Raw genomic sequence first — 17,292 nt, 5'->3', positions numbered from 1 at the left:
ACGTTCCCTACCTTTTCATCATCTTTAACGCCGCTTTCTCGAGCGTCCTGTTCACTTTCGTAAAAAAGCCCTCATCCGTAGGCGAAATCGGACGGACCAGCACCGTATATAACCCCAGGCGATTGCCGCCGAGCACATCGGTCAGCATCTGATCGCCGATGACGATCGTCTGCCCCGCCTCCAGACGCATCATGTTCAGCGCTTTGCGGAACGAGGCGTGGGTCGGCTTTTTGGCCCGGTAAATAAAAGGCAGGGACAGCGGCTCCGCGAACTTGGTTACTCTGGTGCGCTGATTATTCGATACGATCACAACCTGAAAGCCGATCTGACCCACCACTTTGAGCCATTCGATCAGTTCCGGCGTTGCGAACGGCGCTTTGGCCCCGACCAGCGTATTGTCCAAGTCCGTAATGATGCCCCGATACCCCTGCTTCCATAACGTATCCAATTCAAGTTCATAGATGCTGTTCACTTGCTCACGCGGGATTAGCTTTTTCAGCAAAACGTTCACCTCAGGGAAACAATGGCTATATACGTCAAACTATATCACACTTGTCCGGTGTGTTCAAAGAGGGAGTGCCAATCCCTTCTTTACCTTCAAAAAGCCCGCCGCCTTCCGGCAGCGGGCCCTCAGCCCTTGGCCTCATTTACATTTGGGAACGAAGCTTCTCCACAATTTGCGTAGTTTCACGGAATTCCTCTTCGGTCATATCGTCCTTGCCGTACTTGGCCTTCTCGAAATGGTGCAGCACGACGTCCAGCTCGCCCTTCATCCAGCTGCTCTTGGCCGTCCATCGCCGCACCGCTTCACGAAGCGTTTCGTGCTCCTCGCGCACGTAGCCGTGCCTGCGGAAAATGCGCAGCAGCCGTTCGCATTCCACAATGATTTTCTGCTTCAGCTGCAAGGCCCGGCGGCGGCGGGCGCGCTCCCGCACAAGATCGACCAGCTGCCAGCGCCATGCGGCAAAGCCGGCCAGCAGCAGCGCGACAAGCAGCGAGCCGCCGAACAGGTAGTGACGGCTTTGCACCGCCGGAGCCGCCTCTTCTTCCGCAACCGCAGGCAGCGATCCGACCGCCTGCGGCTCGGCGACCGGATCTTCAACCGGAACGGCCCGCGGCATGGAGAATCCGGACGTCGGCTCGAACGGTACCCAGCCGTATCCGCTGAAATACACTTCGACCCAGGAATGCGCGTCAGAGTTGCGCACCGTATACTCGCCGGCGGCATTCGGATCGGCAAACAGCTCGCCCGGCGCGAACCCGCCCAAACCTTGCTGGTCGAGCGTCGTCGAGCCGGAGGAATAGCCCTTCACCCACCTTGCGGGCAAGCCGACCGCTCGCGACAGCACGGCCATCGACGTGGAATAATAATCGCAATAGCCTTCTTTAATCTCGAACAGGAACCGGTCGGCAAAGTCGCGGCTGCGGCCCTTCGTCAAGTCGGGCTTATTCGTGTACGCGTAATTCATCGACAAATATTGCTCGATCGCTTTCGCCTTATCGTAATCGCTGCTTGCGTTTTTGGTAATTTCGAAAGCCAGATTGCGCACCCGCTCAGGCAAATGATCCGGCAGCTGCAGGAACGGCGCCAATTCCGGCCTCGGCAATTGATGCGGCAGCTTGCGCAGCGCCGCTTCGTCGATGACCGGCATTTGCGACACGATCGTGTACGTCTTCGGATACGGCTGACGCTCGCTGAATCGAAGCTCGCCCTGCTGCGCCGACCACATCAGTCCTTCAAACCCGCTGCGCGCTCCGTTCATCCCTACGACCTTCTGTATCGAATAGGCGCCGAATAGAACCGGATACCGGTCATCGTTCAGCAGCGTCACCGTTTGCGTGACCTCGATCGTTTTCATTTGGTCGCCCGGCAATCGCGTATCCGCCGGCAAGACCGCATCCGGCCGGACCGGCCCCCAGGAAGCGCGATCGAGCTCGCTTTCCTGCCACCCTCTGCCGGTATATAACGAGAGAGTCTCGCCCCGCCAATACCCGCGGTGCGTCGTGTCGATGGTCATCACCGGCGTATAATCGAACTGGAATCCGCTGCCAAGGAATCGGTCATTCCGGCTGTAGCCGGACGACGCGTCCATCGCATCGGTCGCAAGGGCAACCTGCTCCCCTTTGCCGGTGGCGAAGTTCATCGGCTCGCCGCGGTAGGCTCGCCAGGCCGTATACGGATCGGTCAGCATCGGGCCGACTTCCGGCATCGCCGCGCCGGCAAGCAGCGTCAGGCCGATCAGACCGGTCACCGGCAGGACGATCGAGAACGGGTTTTCCGAGAGCTGTCTCCAAGCCGACGGATCCTTCATCCGCAGCCGCCGGAAGTGCGCCAGAATCAGCAGGAACAGCCCGCAGCCGACCATGATGACGACCTGCGGCCACAAGTATACGCCCGAGAACGAATCGCGGATGCACAGCGCCAGCACGCCCACGACAAGCAGCACGTAGATGCGCCACTTCGATTCCACCCACCAGATCATCGTCAGGTAGGCGACCCAGGTCCCCAGGCCGAACCATAAATAAGGCGTCAGTTCGTATAAGTTCAGAAACAGTTTGGATGAAAAAAAACTTCCAAGCGTCATCGGTTCGATCGCTTCGTATCGCTCCAGCACCGTCACTTGTATCGTCAAGATCGCGATGAACTGCAGTACCCCGCGCAGCATCCAGTGCATCCACGGAATGTGCTCCAGCACGCAAACGGCAAGCAGCGTCCACGCCATGACCGCCACCGTCTCCGGCAGCAGCCAGTAATCCTCCTTCTGAAACCAAAGGAGGAGTTGAAGCAAAAATATGCCGCTAAATAGCACCGTTAGCCGATACGGCCACTCCTCGAACAACAGCCGCTTTTTCCAAGAGAGAGGTTTCCCGTTCATCCGGCCCGACCTCCCAACTGGACAGGCAGATCGGTTAATTGACCGATCGCATAGCAAGTAATCCCTCGGGACTGCAGCTGGCTAGCCCAGGCTTCCTTGCGTACAGCCGGCGGCACGATCCAAATATGGCAAGGATTCATCTGCTGTTTCTTTAACCCCAGCAGCACCTGCAGCATCGGCTCGCCGAAGGAAGCGCTGACGATCGTCACAAAGCTGCCGGGCGCCAGCTTCTGCGCCTTGTCTTTCAATAACGAACGGATCGTGTCCGGACTGTCCGCCTCGACGTCCATCAAATGCCGCAGCACAAGCTGATGCTGATGCTGTCCTTGGCGCGGCTCGAAGTATGCGCTGTCTTTGCCCGCGGATACGAGACCAAGCGCCAGCCCTCGCTGCGAGCCATATTGAAACAGCGAGGCGGTGACAGAAACCGCAAGCTCGAATTCGTCCGACTCGCCGTAAAGGCGCTGATCCCGGTCCAAAACGATATAAGTTTTCGGCAGCGATTCGCGCTCGAACTCCTTCGACTTCCACGTGCCCGTCTTGGCCGTTGCGTTCCAGTGAATCCGGGAAATGCGGTCGCCGTATATATACTCCCGAACCCCGTTGATTTGCGTCGTTTCGCGCACAGCCCGGGTCGTCGAGGAATGATGGTTCGCGCCCTTCACCATCTGGTGGTACTGCTGCCAATCGCGGATCGCGATCGTTTGCGGCAGCACGGAAATCGTTTGCGGCAGCTCCAGCTCACCCCGATGCTCGAACAAGCCGAATATATCCTCGGTCACGCATTCCGTCCGCCCGAACGTATAATGTCCCCGCCGCATCGCCGGCGTCCGGTATTCCCAATCGGCGCGGCGGCGCCAATCCGGCACGAGCGTCGCTTCGAACGTCAGCTCGCGCCCGTTCTTATGGTAGAGACGGTCTTTCACGAACACGTACGGGATCGGCCAAAAGCCCGGAATTTGCAGCTGCACCTTCACGCCGAGCGTGCTCCCGGCTTCAAGGGTGGTCGCTCCTTCCGCCGTATGAAGAACACGGGTCCCCTGCGTCCGCTTGATGCCGCTCCACTGGCCGAGCAGCAAATATACGCTCAGGATCAGCATGATGACAAATAACATCAGCGCCAGCTTGCCGCCTTGAAACAACAGGTACCCGAGGCTTCCTAAAAAAGCGGCGCCCACCGCCCAAAATTTTCGGCTGTAACGGGGGCGTTCGATCCATTTTTGAACGAGCGACGTCCTCACCCTGGTCACTTCTCCCAACGTACCGGCACCTTCACTTGTTGAAACACCGACTGCAGGACGGATGAAACAGACGCTCCTTCCATCCGCGCTTCCGCTTGCAGAATCAACCGGTGTCCCAGCACATAGGGCGCCAAAAATTTAATGTCATCCGGGATGACGTACTCTCTTTGCTGCAGCAGAGCATAGGCCTTCGAGGCTTGCACCAGCGCCAGCGTCGCCCGCGGGCTCGCGCCGAGGTATACGGCCGGATGGTTGCGGGTCGCACGCGACACCGCCACCAGGTAAGCCGCGACGGCTTCGTCGAGGTGCACGAGCTTCACCTGATGCTGCAGCGCCAATATTTGCTCCACGCCCGAAACGGCTTCCAGCGTATCGAGCGGGTGCGTCACGTTTTGCGCAACGATCATCTGCGTTTCCGTCTCCGCATCCGGGTAGCCGAGGCTGAACTTCATCATGAAGCGGTCCAGCTGAGCCTCCGGCAGCGTGTACGTCCCCTCGAAATCGATCGGGTTTTGCGTCGCGAGCAGCAGGAACGGCTTCGGCAGCTCATACGTTTCCCCGTCCACCGTGACGTGACGCTCCTCCATCGCTTCCAGCAGCGCGGATTGCGTCTTCGTCGTCGCGCGGTTAATTTCATCCGCCAGCAAAATATGCGTCATGATCGGACCCGGGCGGAATATGAACGCCTCTTCCTTCGGATGGTAGATGGAAACACCGGTAATATCGGTGGGCAGCAAGTCCGGGTTGCATTGAATGCGGCGAAATTGGCCGCGGACCGATTTGGCAAGCGCCTTGATCAGGACCGTTTTGCCGGTGCCTGGAACATCTTCAAGCAGCACGTGTCCTCCTGCCAGCATCGCCGTAAGCAGCAAAGCGATCTCATCGGTTTTGCCGAGAATGCAGGATTCCAAATTCGCCTGTATGCGCTTTAACGCTTGTACATCTTCTCGAATCATCGTTTCCATCGTCCGGGCCTCCTTTATGTCGTACCTCTGTATGATCCATACTAATTCATATACGTCAGCGACTGAAAAAAGTTCGCTTGTATGGTGTAATTTTCATTGTACCGGATTCAAAATTCGCCGTATACGTGTAAAACTGATGAAATTGTTTGTAGAAATGCAAAAAAGCCCCTGATTAGGGGCTGAAACAGGTCTTGATGCCGTTCTGCGATCTTAAACGATCTAGCCTTGCGGGCGAAATACGAGCGCGGCCAGGAAGGAAAAGATGATGGCCGCGGATATGCCTGCGCTGGTCACTTCGAAAATGCCCCCGATGATGCCGATCGGCCCGTCCTCCTTCAAGGAACTGAGTGCCCCGTTGACGAGGGAGTTGCCGAAGCTCGTAATCGGCACGGTGGCGCCGGCGCCGGCAAATTCGATAAATTGGTCGTACAGCCCTTTATCTTTGTAAGGAATCGCTTCGACAAGGGCGCCGGCGACGACAAGCGTGCTCATCGTGTGCGCCGGCGTCAAACGGAGCACGTCCATCAGGATTTGTCCGATGACGCAAATGGCGCCGCCGATCAGGAAAGCCCATATAAATTGGATCCAATTGTCCATTCTCGATCACTCTCCGCTTTCTATGGCTACCGCATGCGCGATGCACGGGATGCTCTCGCCTTGCTGGAACGACAACGGCGACAGCAGCGCGCCGGTCGCTACGACGAGAATGCGCTTCAACTCGCCCTTCGCCAAACGTTTCAACAAATGGCCGTAAGTCACGGTCGCCGAACAGCCGCAGCCGCTGCCGCCGGCTTGCACAAGCGACTTCTGTTTCTCCAAGTCGTAAATCATCAGCCCGCAATCCTTGTAAGTCGTCTGTTCGATAGGGACCCGATGCTTCTTCAGCAGCTCGCGGGCAATCCCGTATCCGACCTCCGCGAGGTCGCCGGTAACAATCAGATCGTAATACTCCGGCTGCCGGTCGAAATCGCGAAAATGCGACTGCAGCGTGTCCACCGCCGCCGGGGCCATCGCCGCGCCCATGTTGAACGGGTCCTTGATCCCCATATCGATAACACGGCCGATCGTCGCCCCCGTCACGACAGGGCCGCGGCCATGCTTGCCGATGACGGCGACTCCTGCACCCGTGACGGTATACTGCGCGGTAGGCGGTTTTTGCGAGCCGTACTCCGTCGGATAGCGAAACTGCTTCTCCGCGGTGCTGTTATGGCTGCACGTTCCCGCCATCGTGTGCTTGGCGTAACCCCCATCGACGATCATCGAGGCGATGGCCAGTCCTTCCATCGAGGTGGAGCATGCGCCGAAGATGCCGAGATACGGAATTTGCATCGTCCGGACCGCAAAGCTGTTGCTGATGATCTGGTTGATCAGATCGCCGCCGACGTAGAACTCGATCTTCTCCTTGGTCAGGCCCGCATTTTCCACGGCCAGCTTCGCCGCTTCCTCGAGCATCTTCTTCTCCGCCTTCTCCCAGCTGTCCTGGCCAAGGATGGCATCGGCATGCACAATGTCGAACTCATTACCCAGCGGCCCTTCCCCTTCATCGGGGCCGACGACGGTGGCCGTGCCTAGAATGACGGGCCGGTTGCGGAACTCCCAGCTCTGATGTCCGATTAGCATCTTATTGCCCCCCTATGCCAAGCATCAGATGGGTCAGGCCGACAACGAATGCCGCGACTACGCCGAAAACGATGACCGAGCCGGCCAGCTTAAATATATTGCCGCCGACACCAAGCACAAAGCCCTCGCTTTTGTGTTCAAGCGCCGCAGAGCACACCGAGTTCGCGAACCCTGTGACCGGAACGCTCGAGCCCCCGCCGGCCCACTGTGCGATTTTATCGTATACCCCGAGACTTGTCAGTACGACAGAGATGAAAATCAGGACGGCTACCGTCGGATCTCCGGCCGTCTTCTTGTCAAAGCCGAACCCGTGAATGAATATTTCACTAATCACCTGTCCGACGAAACAGATGGCTCCACCCACGATAAAAGCGCGTATGCAGTTTTTCAGCACCGGTCTTGCCGGTTCCCGCGTCTTCGCTAATTCCTGATACTCCTGCTGCACCCAAGTTAACTTTTTCATCTTCGATTTCGTGGACATGCGGACGGTCTCCTTTCGAATTTCTATCTCTTTAGTATGGGCTCGACTTGATCGATCATGCGTCGCAATTGTTGTGCATCTTGCTCATACATCGCTTTCGCTTCCGGACTCGCCGTGCTTAAGCTGAAGAGCGTCAAATCAGCCTCGCATTTCTTCAAAGTGGCCAGAAGCAGCGGCATGTCCGTCTGTTGCGGCACCTGCAGCTTATCGTCGTACAAATCGACATACAGCTGACCGCAAGCGTTGACTTGACCGATAAAAACATTCTCCATCGTTACCCCTAGCTTCTCCAATTCCGTGTGAAGCCATTCCCGGCTCAGCCCCGCCGCAGCAAGCGCCTCGTCCATGATATTGCCATCGATTACGACCGCCTTCGTCTCGCGATCCCGCGCTACCCGCATGCCGAGATGCTTCGGGGTCAACGGCTGATTTTCGCTTTTTAACAGCACGCTCAAATCGCCGCTCGCCTCGAGCATCGCGAATTCCACGTCGGCCACGTTAAACACGCTTTTCGTTCGCAGCTGCTCCAGCAATTCGTTCACGGTAAACCTCTCCCGCTTCAGGTTGTCTTCCAGCACTTTTCCTTCCTGGATAAACACGGTTCCCCTGCCCTCGAGCCATTCTCGGAGCCGCAAGCTTTTCAAAGTAAACAGCTCGACCACGAAGGGCACCAGAAACCAGACAGCGATAGCCGTTAAGCCGTATAAATAATGAGCTTCCAAATCGGTCGAAATAAACCCGGCCAACTCCCCGAGAGTGATGCCCGTTATATATTCGAAGAACGTCAGCTGGGAAATTTGCTTTTTACCTAAAATGCGCGTTATCGCAAACAAGATGACGAGGGCCGTGAACGAACGTAATGCGATATGCATCAAATCCTGCAAAGCTTCCCTCTCCCTGCTAACAAGCACTTATTTGACCTTGCAAAACAAGGCGAACGATATAAATTATGTACCGAACCGACTTCCGTTTATCCGGTCCCGTCGTCTGGTGATTTTTTCCATTCATTAGTTAAGAAAATTTGAGCACATTAGAGTTCGGGAGGTGATTCGCATGACAGTGGCATCGCAAGTAAAAACGACGCTCGCATCCTTGAAAAGCGCTCAAGCCAGCCTGGAGACGTTCGCTCTTGGCACCCAGAACCAGGAAGCCAAAACCTTGTTCGAGAATTGCGCCAAGCAAACTCAGCAAATTGTCGACCAAGTGAATTCTCGCGTTCAAGATCTCGAGAACGAAGAACCGCAGTATAAAGGCTTCTAATATTGGCCTGAAGAACAAATAAGAGCCCGGTACCGCCTCTCCGCCAAGGAGAAGCAACCGGGCTTTTAATCGACAATCCTCATATCCATATCAGCAGTAAGACCAACAGCAAAATAAACAGCACCAGGATAAGCACCACGGATTCGTATGCGACCATCGTATCTTCCTTCCGCTAACTTTTTGGCCCTCCATCCATCCTATGCGTACGCCCGGTCCGGCGAACCGGTCACTCGCCCATTGCGATTAACGATACGGAATGACCGTCTATTCAGATGACAAAGAACGTGATATAATGCCATTGTTCACGTGAACATATGCCTTTTTCTTAGGAGGACTTCGAATATCATGGCCATTCGTACCGAAGAACAGCTGATCGCTTTTGTTCAAGAGACCGTTCGCCTTACCCCCGTCACCGATATTCACACCCACTTATTCGCCGAATCGTTCGGCGACCTGCTGTTATGGGGGGTTGACGACCTGCTGACGTATCACTATTTGATCGCTGAAATGTTCCGGTTTCGTCCCGATCTGTCTTACGACGATTTCTGGCGGATGAGCAAAACGGAGCGCGCCGATCTGATTTGGCAAACATTGTTTATCGATCACTCTCCTTACAGCGAAGCATGCCGCGGCGTCGTCACGGTGCTGAACCGTCTCGGCTTCGACTTGTCCACGCGCGATTTGGAATCGTACCGGGCCTACTTCCGGGAAGTGCAGGCTAGCGATTATATCGACCGGATTCTGGAGCTGGCGGGCGTCAAGACGGTAGTCATGACGAACGATCCGTTCGACGACTACGAGCGGGAGCGTTGGTCCGGCGGAGGCAGCACCGACCCGCGGTTTTTGGCCGCGCTGCGCATCGACCCGCTGCTGAACGGCTGGGATTCGGCCTATATGAAGCTCCAGCAGCAAGGATATGCGGTAATGCAAGATTTCTCGGGAGACACGGCAGCGGAGGTGAGGCGCTTTCTTCACGATTGGATCGGCCGAATGAACCCGCTGTACATGGCCGTTTCGCTGCCGAACGATTTCGCCTACCCCGAGCCGTCATTGCGGGGACGGGTCATTGACGAATGCATCCTTCCCGTTGCCGAGGAAGCGGGCATTCCGTTCGCGCTTATGATCGGCGTCAAACGGAAGGTCAACCCTTCGCTGAAGGACGCGGGGGACAGTCTGGGCTACAGCGACATCGGGGCCGTCGAACGGATCGTGAGCGGACACCCGAACGTCAAATTTCTGGTGACGATGCTATCGCGGGAAAATCAGCACGAGCTGGCCGTGACGGCGCGAAAAAACCGCAATCTGCTCATCTTTGGCTGCTGGTGGTTTCTGAACAATCCGAGCCTCATCGAAGAAATAACCCGGATGCGGCTGGAGCTGCTCGGCGGCAGCGTCATTCCCCAGCATTCCGACTGCCGGGTGCTTGATCAGCTGCTCTACAAGTGGGATCATTCCCGGACGATTATCGCTAAGGTGCTTGGCGATAAATACACGGATTTGCTGCGGGCGGGCTGGCGCCTGGAGGAAGACGAAATTCGCCGTGACGTGGAAGGACTGCTCGGCGGCGCGTTCTGGACGTTCCTGGGGAAACCCGATCCTTCTGCCAAGTAACGAAGCTGCCGATCGAAGACTTGCCCCTTGCCTCTTGCCTCTTGCTTCGAACCTGAATGGAATGGCTCATGGCTTTCCAGCTTGCCCGGAAGAACGCCACAGGAAAAAGGACTCCTTGCGGAGTCCTTTCCAACGGTGAATTCATGATGGTCGCTTGCCATGAATCTTGCGTAAAGCATGAGTCTTACCTCGGGTCACGTCTTGCAGTACGTTGTACTACCCTTACGTGTCTTTGGCACATCCCTCCGCTTCTATCTCGATTCAACAACAACTTCCTTGGTATAACCCGCTAATTTGCTCAACGGAACCACACCTCTCTCTTTCACCGTTGATCCTATGTTGCGCAGATGAGCCTTGTTCCATACACTTCGGGGGCCTATTTTTTTCAATCTTGAATGACGACGACCGTCCCGAGCGGAATATGCCGATACAACCATTCGATATCCCGATTCAACATGCGGATACAGCCCGACGAAACGCTCGACCCGATCGCATACGGCCGATTCGTGCCGTGAATCCCGTACGTATAACCTCCGCTACCTGGCACGTTGATGCCCATCCATCGCGTCCCGAGGGGATTTTTCGGATGGCCGCCGGGAATTTGCTTTCGTACGTACCACGGCTTCACGATTTTCGTCACAATATGGAAGGTGCCCGTCGGGGTCAGCTCTCTGCGGCGTCCGGTCGCCACCGGAAACGAGCGATAGACACGTCCGTTGTGGATAAGGGACAGACGGTTTGCCTTTTTTTCAATGAGCAGGTACACCCCCTCCTCTTGCAAGCCCATGAGCAGCTCCGCATCGGCTTGTTGTCGGGTCGGAGGCGCGGCGTTACCCGCTTCAGCCGAAGCCGGGGCGGGTAACCATCCTGCAAGCAGCAACCAAACGCACCGAAGTAATGGTAGGGCCCGATTCAAACCTTCTTTCTCCTTTGAAGGTAACGATTCACATCGGCCTTATTGTTTGCCAAGAACCGCCGCGGCATGCGCCTCAGGCGATAAACGCCATTTCCAGCGTCAATAAGCCGACTTCTCCGGCGAGGTCGGCTTCGGTCATTATTCAATTGAAGCTCACGGCTTCGGCTTTTCGCTTCCTGCCGGGGGTTCCGTATGCAGCAGCGACGCGCCGGCAATGCCGGGTTTCGTCATTTCATAGGGGTCGAGGATGATGTTTAATTCGTCCTCGCGAAGCACGTCGTAGAGAAGGCACAATTCCCGCACCGATTTGCCCGTCTCGATCGCCTCGCGCGCGATTCGCGCAACCGGCTCATACCCGAGGTGCGGGTTCAATGCCGTAATGACGCCGACGCTGCGCTCCACGTAATTGCGGCACAGCTCCACGTTAGGCTCGATGCCGTCCAGGCAGTGCGTCTTGAATACTTTAAATACCTGTGTCATCATGCCGAGCGACTGCAGCAGGTTAAAGACGAGCACCGGTTCCATGACGTTCAGCTCGAGCTGCCCCGCTTCCGAAGCCAGGCAGATCGTATGGTCGTTACCGATCACTTGGAAGGCGACCTGGTTCACAACTTCGCACATCACCGGGTTCACCTTGCCGGGCATGATCGACGATCCCGGCTGCCGTGCGGGCAGGTTAATCTCGTTCAGTCCGGCCCGGGGGCCCGAAGCCATCAGCCGCAGATCGTTGGCGATCTTGGACATGTTGATCATACATACCTTCAAGGCCGCGGACACTTCCGTGTAAGCATCCGTATTTTGCGTGGCGTCCACCAGATGCTCTGCGCTCACAAGCGGGTAACCCGTCAGCTCGGCCAACAGCTCGGCCACCCGTTTGATATAGCGGGGGTCGGCATTCAGTCCCGTGCCGACCGCGGTCGCGCCCATGTTAATTTCGTACAAATGCTGCCGCGCCTGACCGATTCGGGTCATGTCGCGGGAGAACACCCGCCGGTACGCTTCGAATTCCTGGCCGAGCCGGATCGGTACCCCGTCCTGCAGGTGGGTGCGGCCCATTTTGATAATGCCGTCAAATGCAACGGCCTTCGCGCGGAAGCTCTCGTGCAGGTCGTGCATCGCGGCCATCAGCTGGTCCAGCATACGCAGCACCGCAATATGAATCGCGGTAGGAAATACATCGTTCGTCGACTGCGCCATGTTGACGTGCGTATTCGGGCTCAGCATGAAGTAGTTGCCCTTCTCCCCGCCAAGCAGCTCGATCCCGCGGTTCGCGATCACTTCGTTGGCGTTCATGTTGATCGAAGTGCCGGCGCCGCCTTGAATCGGATCAACGATAAATTGGTCGTGCCATAGGCCTGCTATCATTTCGTCGGCTGCCTTCACAATCACTTCGCCGAACTTCGGCTTCAACTGCCCGGTTTCCATATTGGCAAGGGCTGCGGCTTTCTTGACGATCGCCAACGCCACGATCAATTCCCGGTGAATCCGGTAGCCCGTGATCGGGAAATTATCTACCGCGCGCAACGTTTGTACACCGTAGTATGCATGAATAGGAACCTCTTTGCTTCCCAAAAAATCTTTTTCTATCCGAAAGCCGGCTTCCGCCATACCCCTCATCCTTTCCCGCTCTTCTTTCCCGCAATATTTCAGCGTTCCCTTGCACTGATACGGCTATACCCCTTCCGAAGCAAACCAAAGAGCCGAGCCTCCCGCCAAGGGAAAGCCCGGCTCTGCACCGTTGACCTTCTGGAGCTTTACAACGCGCTTAAGAAACGAATAATTTTATCATGCATCCCCGGCAAGTTCTCATGGCCGAAGTCCGGATAAATTTCCGTGCGGACGGTCGTCTTCATCTTATTAATCGCTGCGAACTGCGTCGAAGGCGGGCACACGGTATCGGCCAATCCGACGCCGACGAGGACGTCCGCCCCGACGCGGGACGCCAGATGTTGAATATCGATATAACCGAGCTTCGTAAAAATTTCGTCCTCCCGAATATGCTGCGGATCGGCATGGCGGAAGAACGTCTTCAGCTCGGCGTAAGCGTCTTTGCACAAATCCATTTCCCAGACGCGTCTGTAGTCGCTCAGGAAAGGATAAACCGGCGCCGCCTTGCGGATACGCGGTTCGAGGGCGGCGCACGCAATCGTCAACGCGCCGCCTTGCGACCATCCGGTGGCGCCGACTCTTGCCTCGTCGACTTCCGGGAAGCCCATGACGACGGAGGCCAGCAACGCCGTATCGAGAAAGATGTGGCGGAACAGCAGATTGTGCGGGTCCGGATCGTTCAAGCCCCGAATGATATGACCGTGGTGCGTATTGCCCAAGACGCCGCCCGAATCTTCCGACAAGCCGGCTTGTCCGCGAACGTCGAGGGATGCGATGGAAAATCCGAGCGCCGCATACGCCAGCTTATCCGTCCAGTCGCCGCTGCTGCCTGTGTACCCGTGGAAATGCAGGACGGCCGGATGCGGTCCCTCCGATTGCTTCGGCCTGACATATTTGGCGTGAATGCGAGCGCCCCTCACACCGTTGAAATACAAATGAAAACATTCCGCGAACGGGACCTGAAACTCGGCGGGCACGAGCTCCGCCTGCGGATCGACCGCTTTCATTTCCTCAAGCGCCTGGTTCCAATAAGCGTCAAAATCGGCCGGCCGGGGGTTGCGGCCCTCATAGGTACGCAATTGGGCAAGCGGCATGTCAACTAACGGCATCATCATCATCCTTTTTTATTCACTGGAAAATTGGTTCTTCATTCCAACTATACGCGGTGACATTCCGCTTTTCAACGGTATCATGGCGCGCCCGATTCGCTCTTCCGGCAGATTTAAATAAAGCAGCCTCCGGCTCCGCATGAAGGGCGGCTCCAGAGGCTGCATCCTAGCTCAGCGTCTCCTGCAGAAATCGAAGCGTCTCGGCATAGGCCGCTCTGGCCGATGCAACGTGGTAGCTCGGGCGCGTATCGTTGAAGAAGGCGTGCGGGGCGTCCGGATAAATCCGGTAGTCGAAGCGTTTGCCCGCTTGCTCCATCGCCTCGGCGAACGCGGGAACTTCGTCCGTAATCCGCTTATCGTTCTCTCCGTATAAACCGAGCACCGGACACCGGATGGAGGACAGCGCGTCCAGGGCTGGAGCCGAGCCATAGAAAATGACGGCTCCTGCAAGCTGCTCGTCCCTCACGGCCAGCGCCGCCGACAGCGCGCCCCCCATGCAGAAACCGACAGAAGCGACGCGCTGTCCCCGCGAGTGCTCGCACACCTCGCGCAAGTAAACGGCCGTTTCGGCAGCCTGCGTGCGAAACGCGTCCTGCAGCCCGCCCAGGTCGAAGAGCCGGTTCAGCGTAGCGGAGATCCCCGACCGCTCGTGCTCGGGGAGCCGCGCCAGCGCGGTATCCCGTTCTTCCGCATTGCGCCATGCGGACGGCGGAAGCGTGTTCAGGAACTGCTTCGCCGCCTCGATTTGACCGGCACCGAGCGCCGGCAATCGTTCGCCGTCCTTCGCGAAAAGGTCGGGTGCGAAGGCTGCGTAGCCCGCTTGCGCCAAACGCCGCGTGACGTCCTGGATATGCTCGTCCACGCCCCATATTTCCTGCAGCACGATAACGGCGGGAAGCGGCGTTTGTGCCGTAGCCAGTCTTGCGGCATACCCGGTGTACGCTCCTTCCGGGCCGTATCGGACCCAGTCCGCGATCAAACTCATGTTCGGTTCCTCCTTCGGCTTCTTCAGCATGCGCTTCACATAGGAAAGAGGCTTTACCCGGTCTTCCTCTTCCGGTATAAAGCCTCTTGTTGACCTGGTCGGATATGCTTCTTATCCGATGCGCTTATTTAATTATAACGAAGCTAAGGATGAACGGCAACTTGAGCCGCGTCCGGAGGCGTCAAGGCTTTGTTCAGCGCTTTTTTGCTGCTCCAGCGGACGGTAACGAGCAAGCCGCGCAAATATTCGTCGGCGATCATCGCCGCATAGATGCCGATCAAGCCCCACCCCGACTGAATGCCGAGCACATAGGACAGCCCTACGGCGACGATCCACATGGAGAAAAAGCCGTTATATACGACGAAGCGGGTGTCCCCGATCGCGATTAAAGCATTGCCCATCGCCATGTTGACCATTTTGCCCGGCTGTAAAATCAAATTCAACCCGAGCAGCGACAAGCCGATCGCCAAGATGCCCGCATCTTGAGTGAAGAACGACAATATGCTCTCTCCTAATACATAAAGAAGCAGCGCACCGATCAAGACGATAACCAAACCGCTGCCGGTTGCCCGGTATGCGCTGCGGTAGGCCTCTTCTTTACGCCCGGCGCCGTATAAATAGGCAATCTGGATTTGGACGGCCAAGGCCACCGAGAAGCCGAGCAGGAAGCAAAACGATTCCAGCGTATTCATATACGTTCTTGCGGCTAAGGCCGACGCGCCCAATTTGGCGACGAACGCATAAATGACCAGCTGGGAGAAAAACCAGGAGGCCATGTTCAGGCCCAGCGGCCAACCGATACGCAGCACTTCGCGAAACATCGGGCGGTCATACAGCTTCCAGTCGCTCCACTCGAGCCGACGGGAAAAGGCACCGGCCCAAACGATGACCAGCACTATCGAAGCGACCAATCGGCTCATGACCGTGGATAGGGCCGCACCCTCCAAACCTAACGCCGGGAACCCGAATGTGCCGTAGATCAGCAAATAGTTCAGAATAATATGAACGACGTTCATCCCAATGGCGACGAACATCGGCGTGCGCGTGTCGCCCGTGCTGCGGATGACGGTGCTGAGCGTCGACATCACAGCCGTCAAAACCATGCCGCCCCCGACGATGGCGATATACGTCTTGGCAAGCGGCAGCAGCGACACCTCCAGCTGCAGCAAGGCCGCTACGCGGGCCGCGCCGAAGTAAAGAAGCACGCTCAAGCCAAGCCCGATCACGATCGACGCTTTCACCGTCATGATGCCGATCTTGCGCGCATCTTCGTTCCGCTGCGCCCCGATCCGCTGAGCGATCAGCACACCGGCTCCGCCCGCCACGGCGGCGAATAAAATCGTCACCGCGTTAAACAGCTGGTTTGAGATCCCGACAACGGCCACCGCATCGTCGGATATGCGGCTTACCATAAACGTATCCGCCGTCCCGAGCAAAAATTGCAAAAACATTTCAATAAAAACGGGCCACGCAAGCGCCCATAAGGTCATTTTTTTGTGCGTATCCGTCATGTCCGTAAATCCCTCCTGTCGTCATTACACATTATAGATGGTATACTGGGATTCATATATCATATTTGCAACCAGAACTATTAAAATTCAAACTTTACATGCCTATAGTAAGGGGGTGAAAGCGCTGTCTGTGCTACAGTTGTCCGTCCCGCCGATGCCCTATTTCATTGTGAACGGTTTCGCGGCGAACGAGCCGGGCTTCAAACATCCGAACCGTCGGAATATCGGTGTGTTCGATATGCTGCTTGTGCGCAGCGGCTGCTTGTACATCGCCGAAGAAGACCGGAAATACGAGGTTTCAGCCGGTGACATGTTGATTTTGCGCCCGGATAAACATCATTATCCGACGGCACCCTGTCAGGAGGAAACGTTGTATTATTGGCTCCACTTCCAAACGTCCGGCGAGTGGCGCGTGTCTGATCCGAACGAATCGGAAACGAGCGATGACCGGGAGGAAAAGATTCCGGATCGGCTGCGGGTTTTCATTCCGCAAACCATCAAATTTCATATCCCCCAATCTTTTCATATCCCGAAGCCGGCCAAGCTGTTCGCGCTTATGGATCAGATGATCGAACTGGGCGCCCGTTCCGACAGCTTGTCCCGCTGGAAACAGCAGACGTTGTTTCAGAACCTGCTGGAGCGGCTGCATGAGTCCTGGCAGTCCGACGAGACGGCGTCCTCCGCCAGATGCGCCGATCAGGCGGCCTCTTATTTGCGGCAGCATTACCACGAGAACGTGTCGGCTCAGGCGCTTGGCGAAGCGTTGAATTTTCATCCGGTTTATATCGCGCGCTGCATGCAGAAGCAGTTCGGCTGCTCGCCGTTCGAATACTTGATGCATTACCGGCTGGAGCAGGCCAAGCTGCTGCTGCTGCAAACGGATCTGCCGATCACGCGCATCGCCGACGACGTCGGGTTTAATCAAGCCGCCTACTTCACCTCCTGCTTCGTGAAATATGTCGGCGCGACGCCTCGCGAATACCGGCGCCGGTTCCAGTAAAGGCAACCGCGCAAGCGAAAGAAGTCGCCTCCGCTCCGTGCCAAAAGCCCCGGCATGCCTTCAAGCGAAGGCATGCCGGGGCCGGGCAGGCGGCACGTATCCGGCCCTG

The 17,292-nt window shown here is 56.8% G+C and carries 16 protein-coding genes; 3 read left to right on the top strand and 13 right to left on the bottom strand.

Going from position 1 to position 17,292, the window contains the following annotated elements:
- Positions 1–7 precede the first annotated feature (7 nt).
- The 8 genes from FKP33_RS18730 to FKP33_RS18695 all read right to left on the bottom strand — a co-directional run bounded on the left by FKP33_RS18730 (position 8) and on the right by FKP33_RS18695 (position 8,067).
- A complete protein-coding gene (locus FKP33_RS18730) occupies positions 8–502 on the bottom strand; it encodes a YqeG family HAD IIIA-type phosphatase (protein WP_127606942.1) in 495 nt (164 codons plus the stop codon).
- 145 nt (positions 503–647) lie between these two features.
- On the bottom strand, positions 648–2,876 hold the full coding sequence (locus FKP33_RS18725; protein WP_141336043.1) for a transglutaminase TgpA family protein: 2,229 nt from the start codon (positions 2,874–2,876) through the stop codon (positions 648–650).
- Entirely contained in the window at positions 2,873–4,126 is a 1,254-nt protein-coding gene (locus FKP33_RS18720) for a DUF58 domain-containing protein (protein WP_236595853.1), read from the bottom strand. The genes FKP33_RS18725 and FKP33_RS18720 overlap by 4 nt, the downstream gene beginning before the upstream one ends.
- Positions 4,123–5,082, bottom strand: a complete 960-nt coding sequence (locus FKP33_RS18715) for an AAA family ATPase (protein ID WP_127606946.1) — start codon at positions 5,080–5,082, stop codon at positions 4,123–4,125. The genes FKP33_RS18720 and FKP33_RS18715 overlap by 4 nt, the downstream gene beginning before the upstream one ends.
- Positions 5,083–5,301: 219 nt before the next feature.
- Positions 5,302–5,667 (bottom strand): stage V sporulation protein AE, encoded by a 366-nt coding sequence (gene spoVAE, locus FKP33_RS18710; RefSeq protein ID WP_054796744.1) that lies wholly within the window; start codon positions 5,665–5,667, stop codon positions 5,302–5,304.
- 18 nt (positions 5,668–5,685) lie between these two features.
- Positions 5,686–6,702, bottom strand: a complete 1,017-nt coding sequence (gene spoVAD / locus FKP33_RS18705) for a stage V sporulation protein AD (RefSeq protein ID WP_141336042.1) — start codon at positions 6,700–6,702, stop codon at positions 5,686–5,688.
- Position 6,703: 1 nt separating this feature from the next.
- Positions 6,704–7,183, bottom strand: coding sequence for a stage V sporulation protein AC (spoVAC, locus tag FKP33_RS18700; protein ID WP_054796730.1), 480 nt, complete (start codon positions 7,181–7,183; stop codon positions 6,704–6,706).
- A gap of 23 nt (positions 7,184–7,206) precedes the next feature.
- Positions 7,207–8,067 carry a DUF421 domain-containing protein gene (locus FKP33_RS18695; protein WP_054796731.1) on the bottom strand — a complete coding sequence of 287 codons (861 nt, stop codon included), beginning with the start codon at positions 8,065–8,067 and terminating at the stop codon, positions 7,207–7,209.
- A 169-nt stretch (positions 8,068–8,236) separates the two neighbouring features.
- Here FKP33_RS18695 and FKP33_RS18690 point away from each other — a divergent pair, with 169 nt between their 5' ends.
- Together FKP33_RS18690 and FKP33_RS18685 are read left to right on the top strand one after the other, a co-directional pair.
- Entirely contained in the window at positions 8,237–8,443 is a 207-nt protein-coding gene (locus tag FKP33_RS18690) for a DUF1657 domain-containing protein (protein WP_054796732.1), read from the top strand.
- A 345-nt stretch (positions 8,444–8,788) separates the two neighbouring features.
- A complete protein-coding gene (locus FKP33_RS18685; RefSeq protein ID WP_141336041.1) occupies positions 8,789–10,054 on the top strand; it encodes a glucuronate isomerase in 1,266 nt (421 codons plus the stop codon).
- Positions 10,055–10,439: 385 nt separating this feature from the next.
- Here FKP33_RS18685 and FKP33_RS18680 read toward each other — a convergent pair whose 3' ends face one another.
- The 5 genes from FKP33_RS18680 to FKP33_RS18660 form a co-directional block, all read right to left on the bottom strand.
- On the bottom strand, positions 10,440–10,970 hold the full coding sequence (locus FKP33_RS18680) for a L,D-transpeptidase (RefSeq protein WP_258313488.1): 531 nt from the start codon (positions 10,968–10,970) through the stop codon (positions 10,440–10,442).
- Positions 10,971–11,123: 153 nt separating this feature from the next.
- Positions 11,124–12,578: an aspartate ammonia-lyase gene (gene aspA / locus FKP33_RS18675; RefSeq protein ID WP_127606956.1), complete on the bottom strand. Its 1,455-nt coding sequence runs from the start codon at positions 12,576–12,578 to the stop codon at positions 11,124–11,126.
- Positions 12,579–12,724: 146 nt separating this feature from the next.
- On the bottom strand, positions 12,725–13,687 hold the full coding sequence (locus FKP33_RS18670; RefSeq protein ID WP_141336055.1) for an acetylxylan esterase: 963 nt from the start codon (positions 13,685–13,687) through the stop codon (positions 12,725–12,727).
- A 166-nt stretch (positions 13,688–13,853) separates the two neighbouring features.
- Positions 13,854–14,672, bottom strand: coding sequence for a dienelactone hydrolase family protein (locus tag FKP33_RS18665; RefSeq protein ID WP_127606960.1), 819 nt, complete (start codon positions 14,670–14,672; stop codon positions 13,854–13,856).
- 143 nt (positions 14,673–14,815) lie between these two features.
- Complete coding sequence (locus FKP33_RS18660) at positions 14,816–16,183, bottom strand: MATE family efflux transporter (RefSeq protein ID WP_141336040.1); 1,368 nt, start codon at positions 16,181–16,183, stop codon at positions 14,816–14,818.
- Between the two features lie 130 nt (positions 16,184–16,313).
- Here FKP33_RS18660 and FKP33_RS18655 point away from each other — a divergent pair, with 130 nt between their 5' ends.
- Positions 16,314–17,183 (top strand): AraC family transcriptional regulator, encoded by an 870-nt coding sequence (locus FKP33_RS18655; RefSeq protein ID WP_236595848.1) that lies wholly within the window; start codon positions 16,314–16,316, stop codon positions 17,181–17,183.
- The last annotated feature ends 109 nt before the right edge of the window (positions 17,184–17,292 follow it).

It is taken from the genome of Paenibacillus sp. tmac-D7 (assembly GCF_006519665.1).
In the GTDB taxonomy this organism is placed as follows: domain Bacteria; phylum Bacillota; class Bacilli; order Paenibacillales; family NBRC-103111; genus Paenibacillus_G; species Paenibacillus_G validus.
The sequence above is the reverse complement of the archived record's forward strand: the minus strand, read 5'-3'. Positions and strand labels throughout refer to the sequence as shown.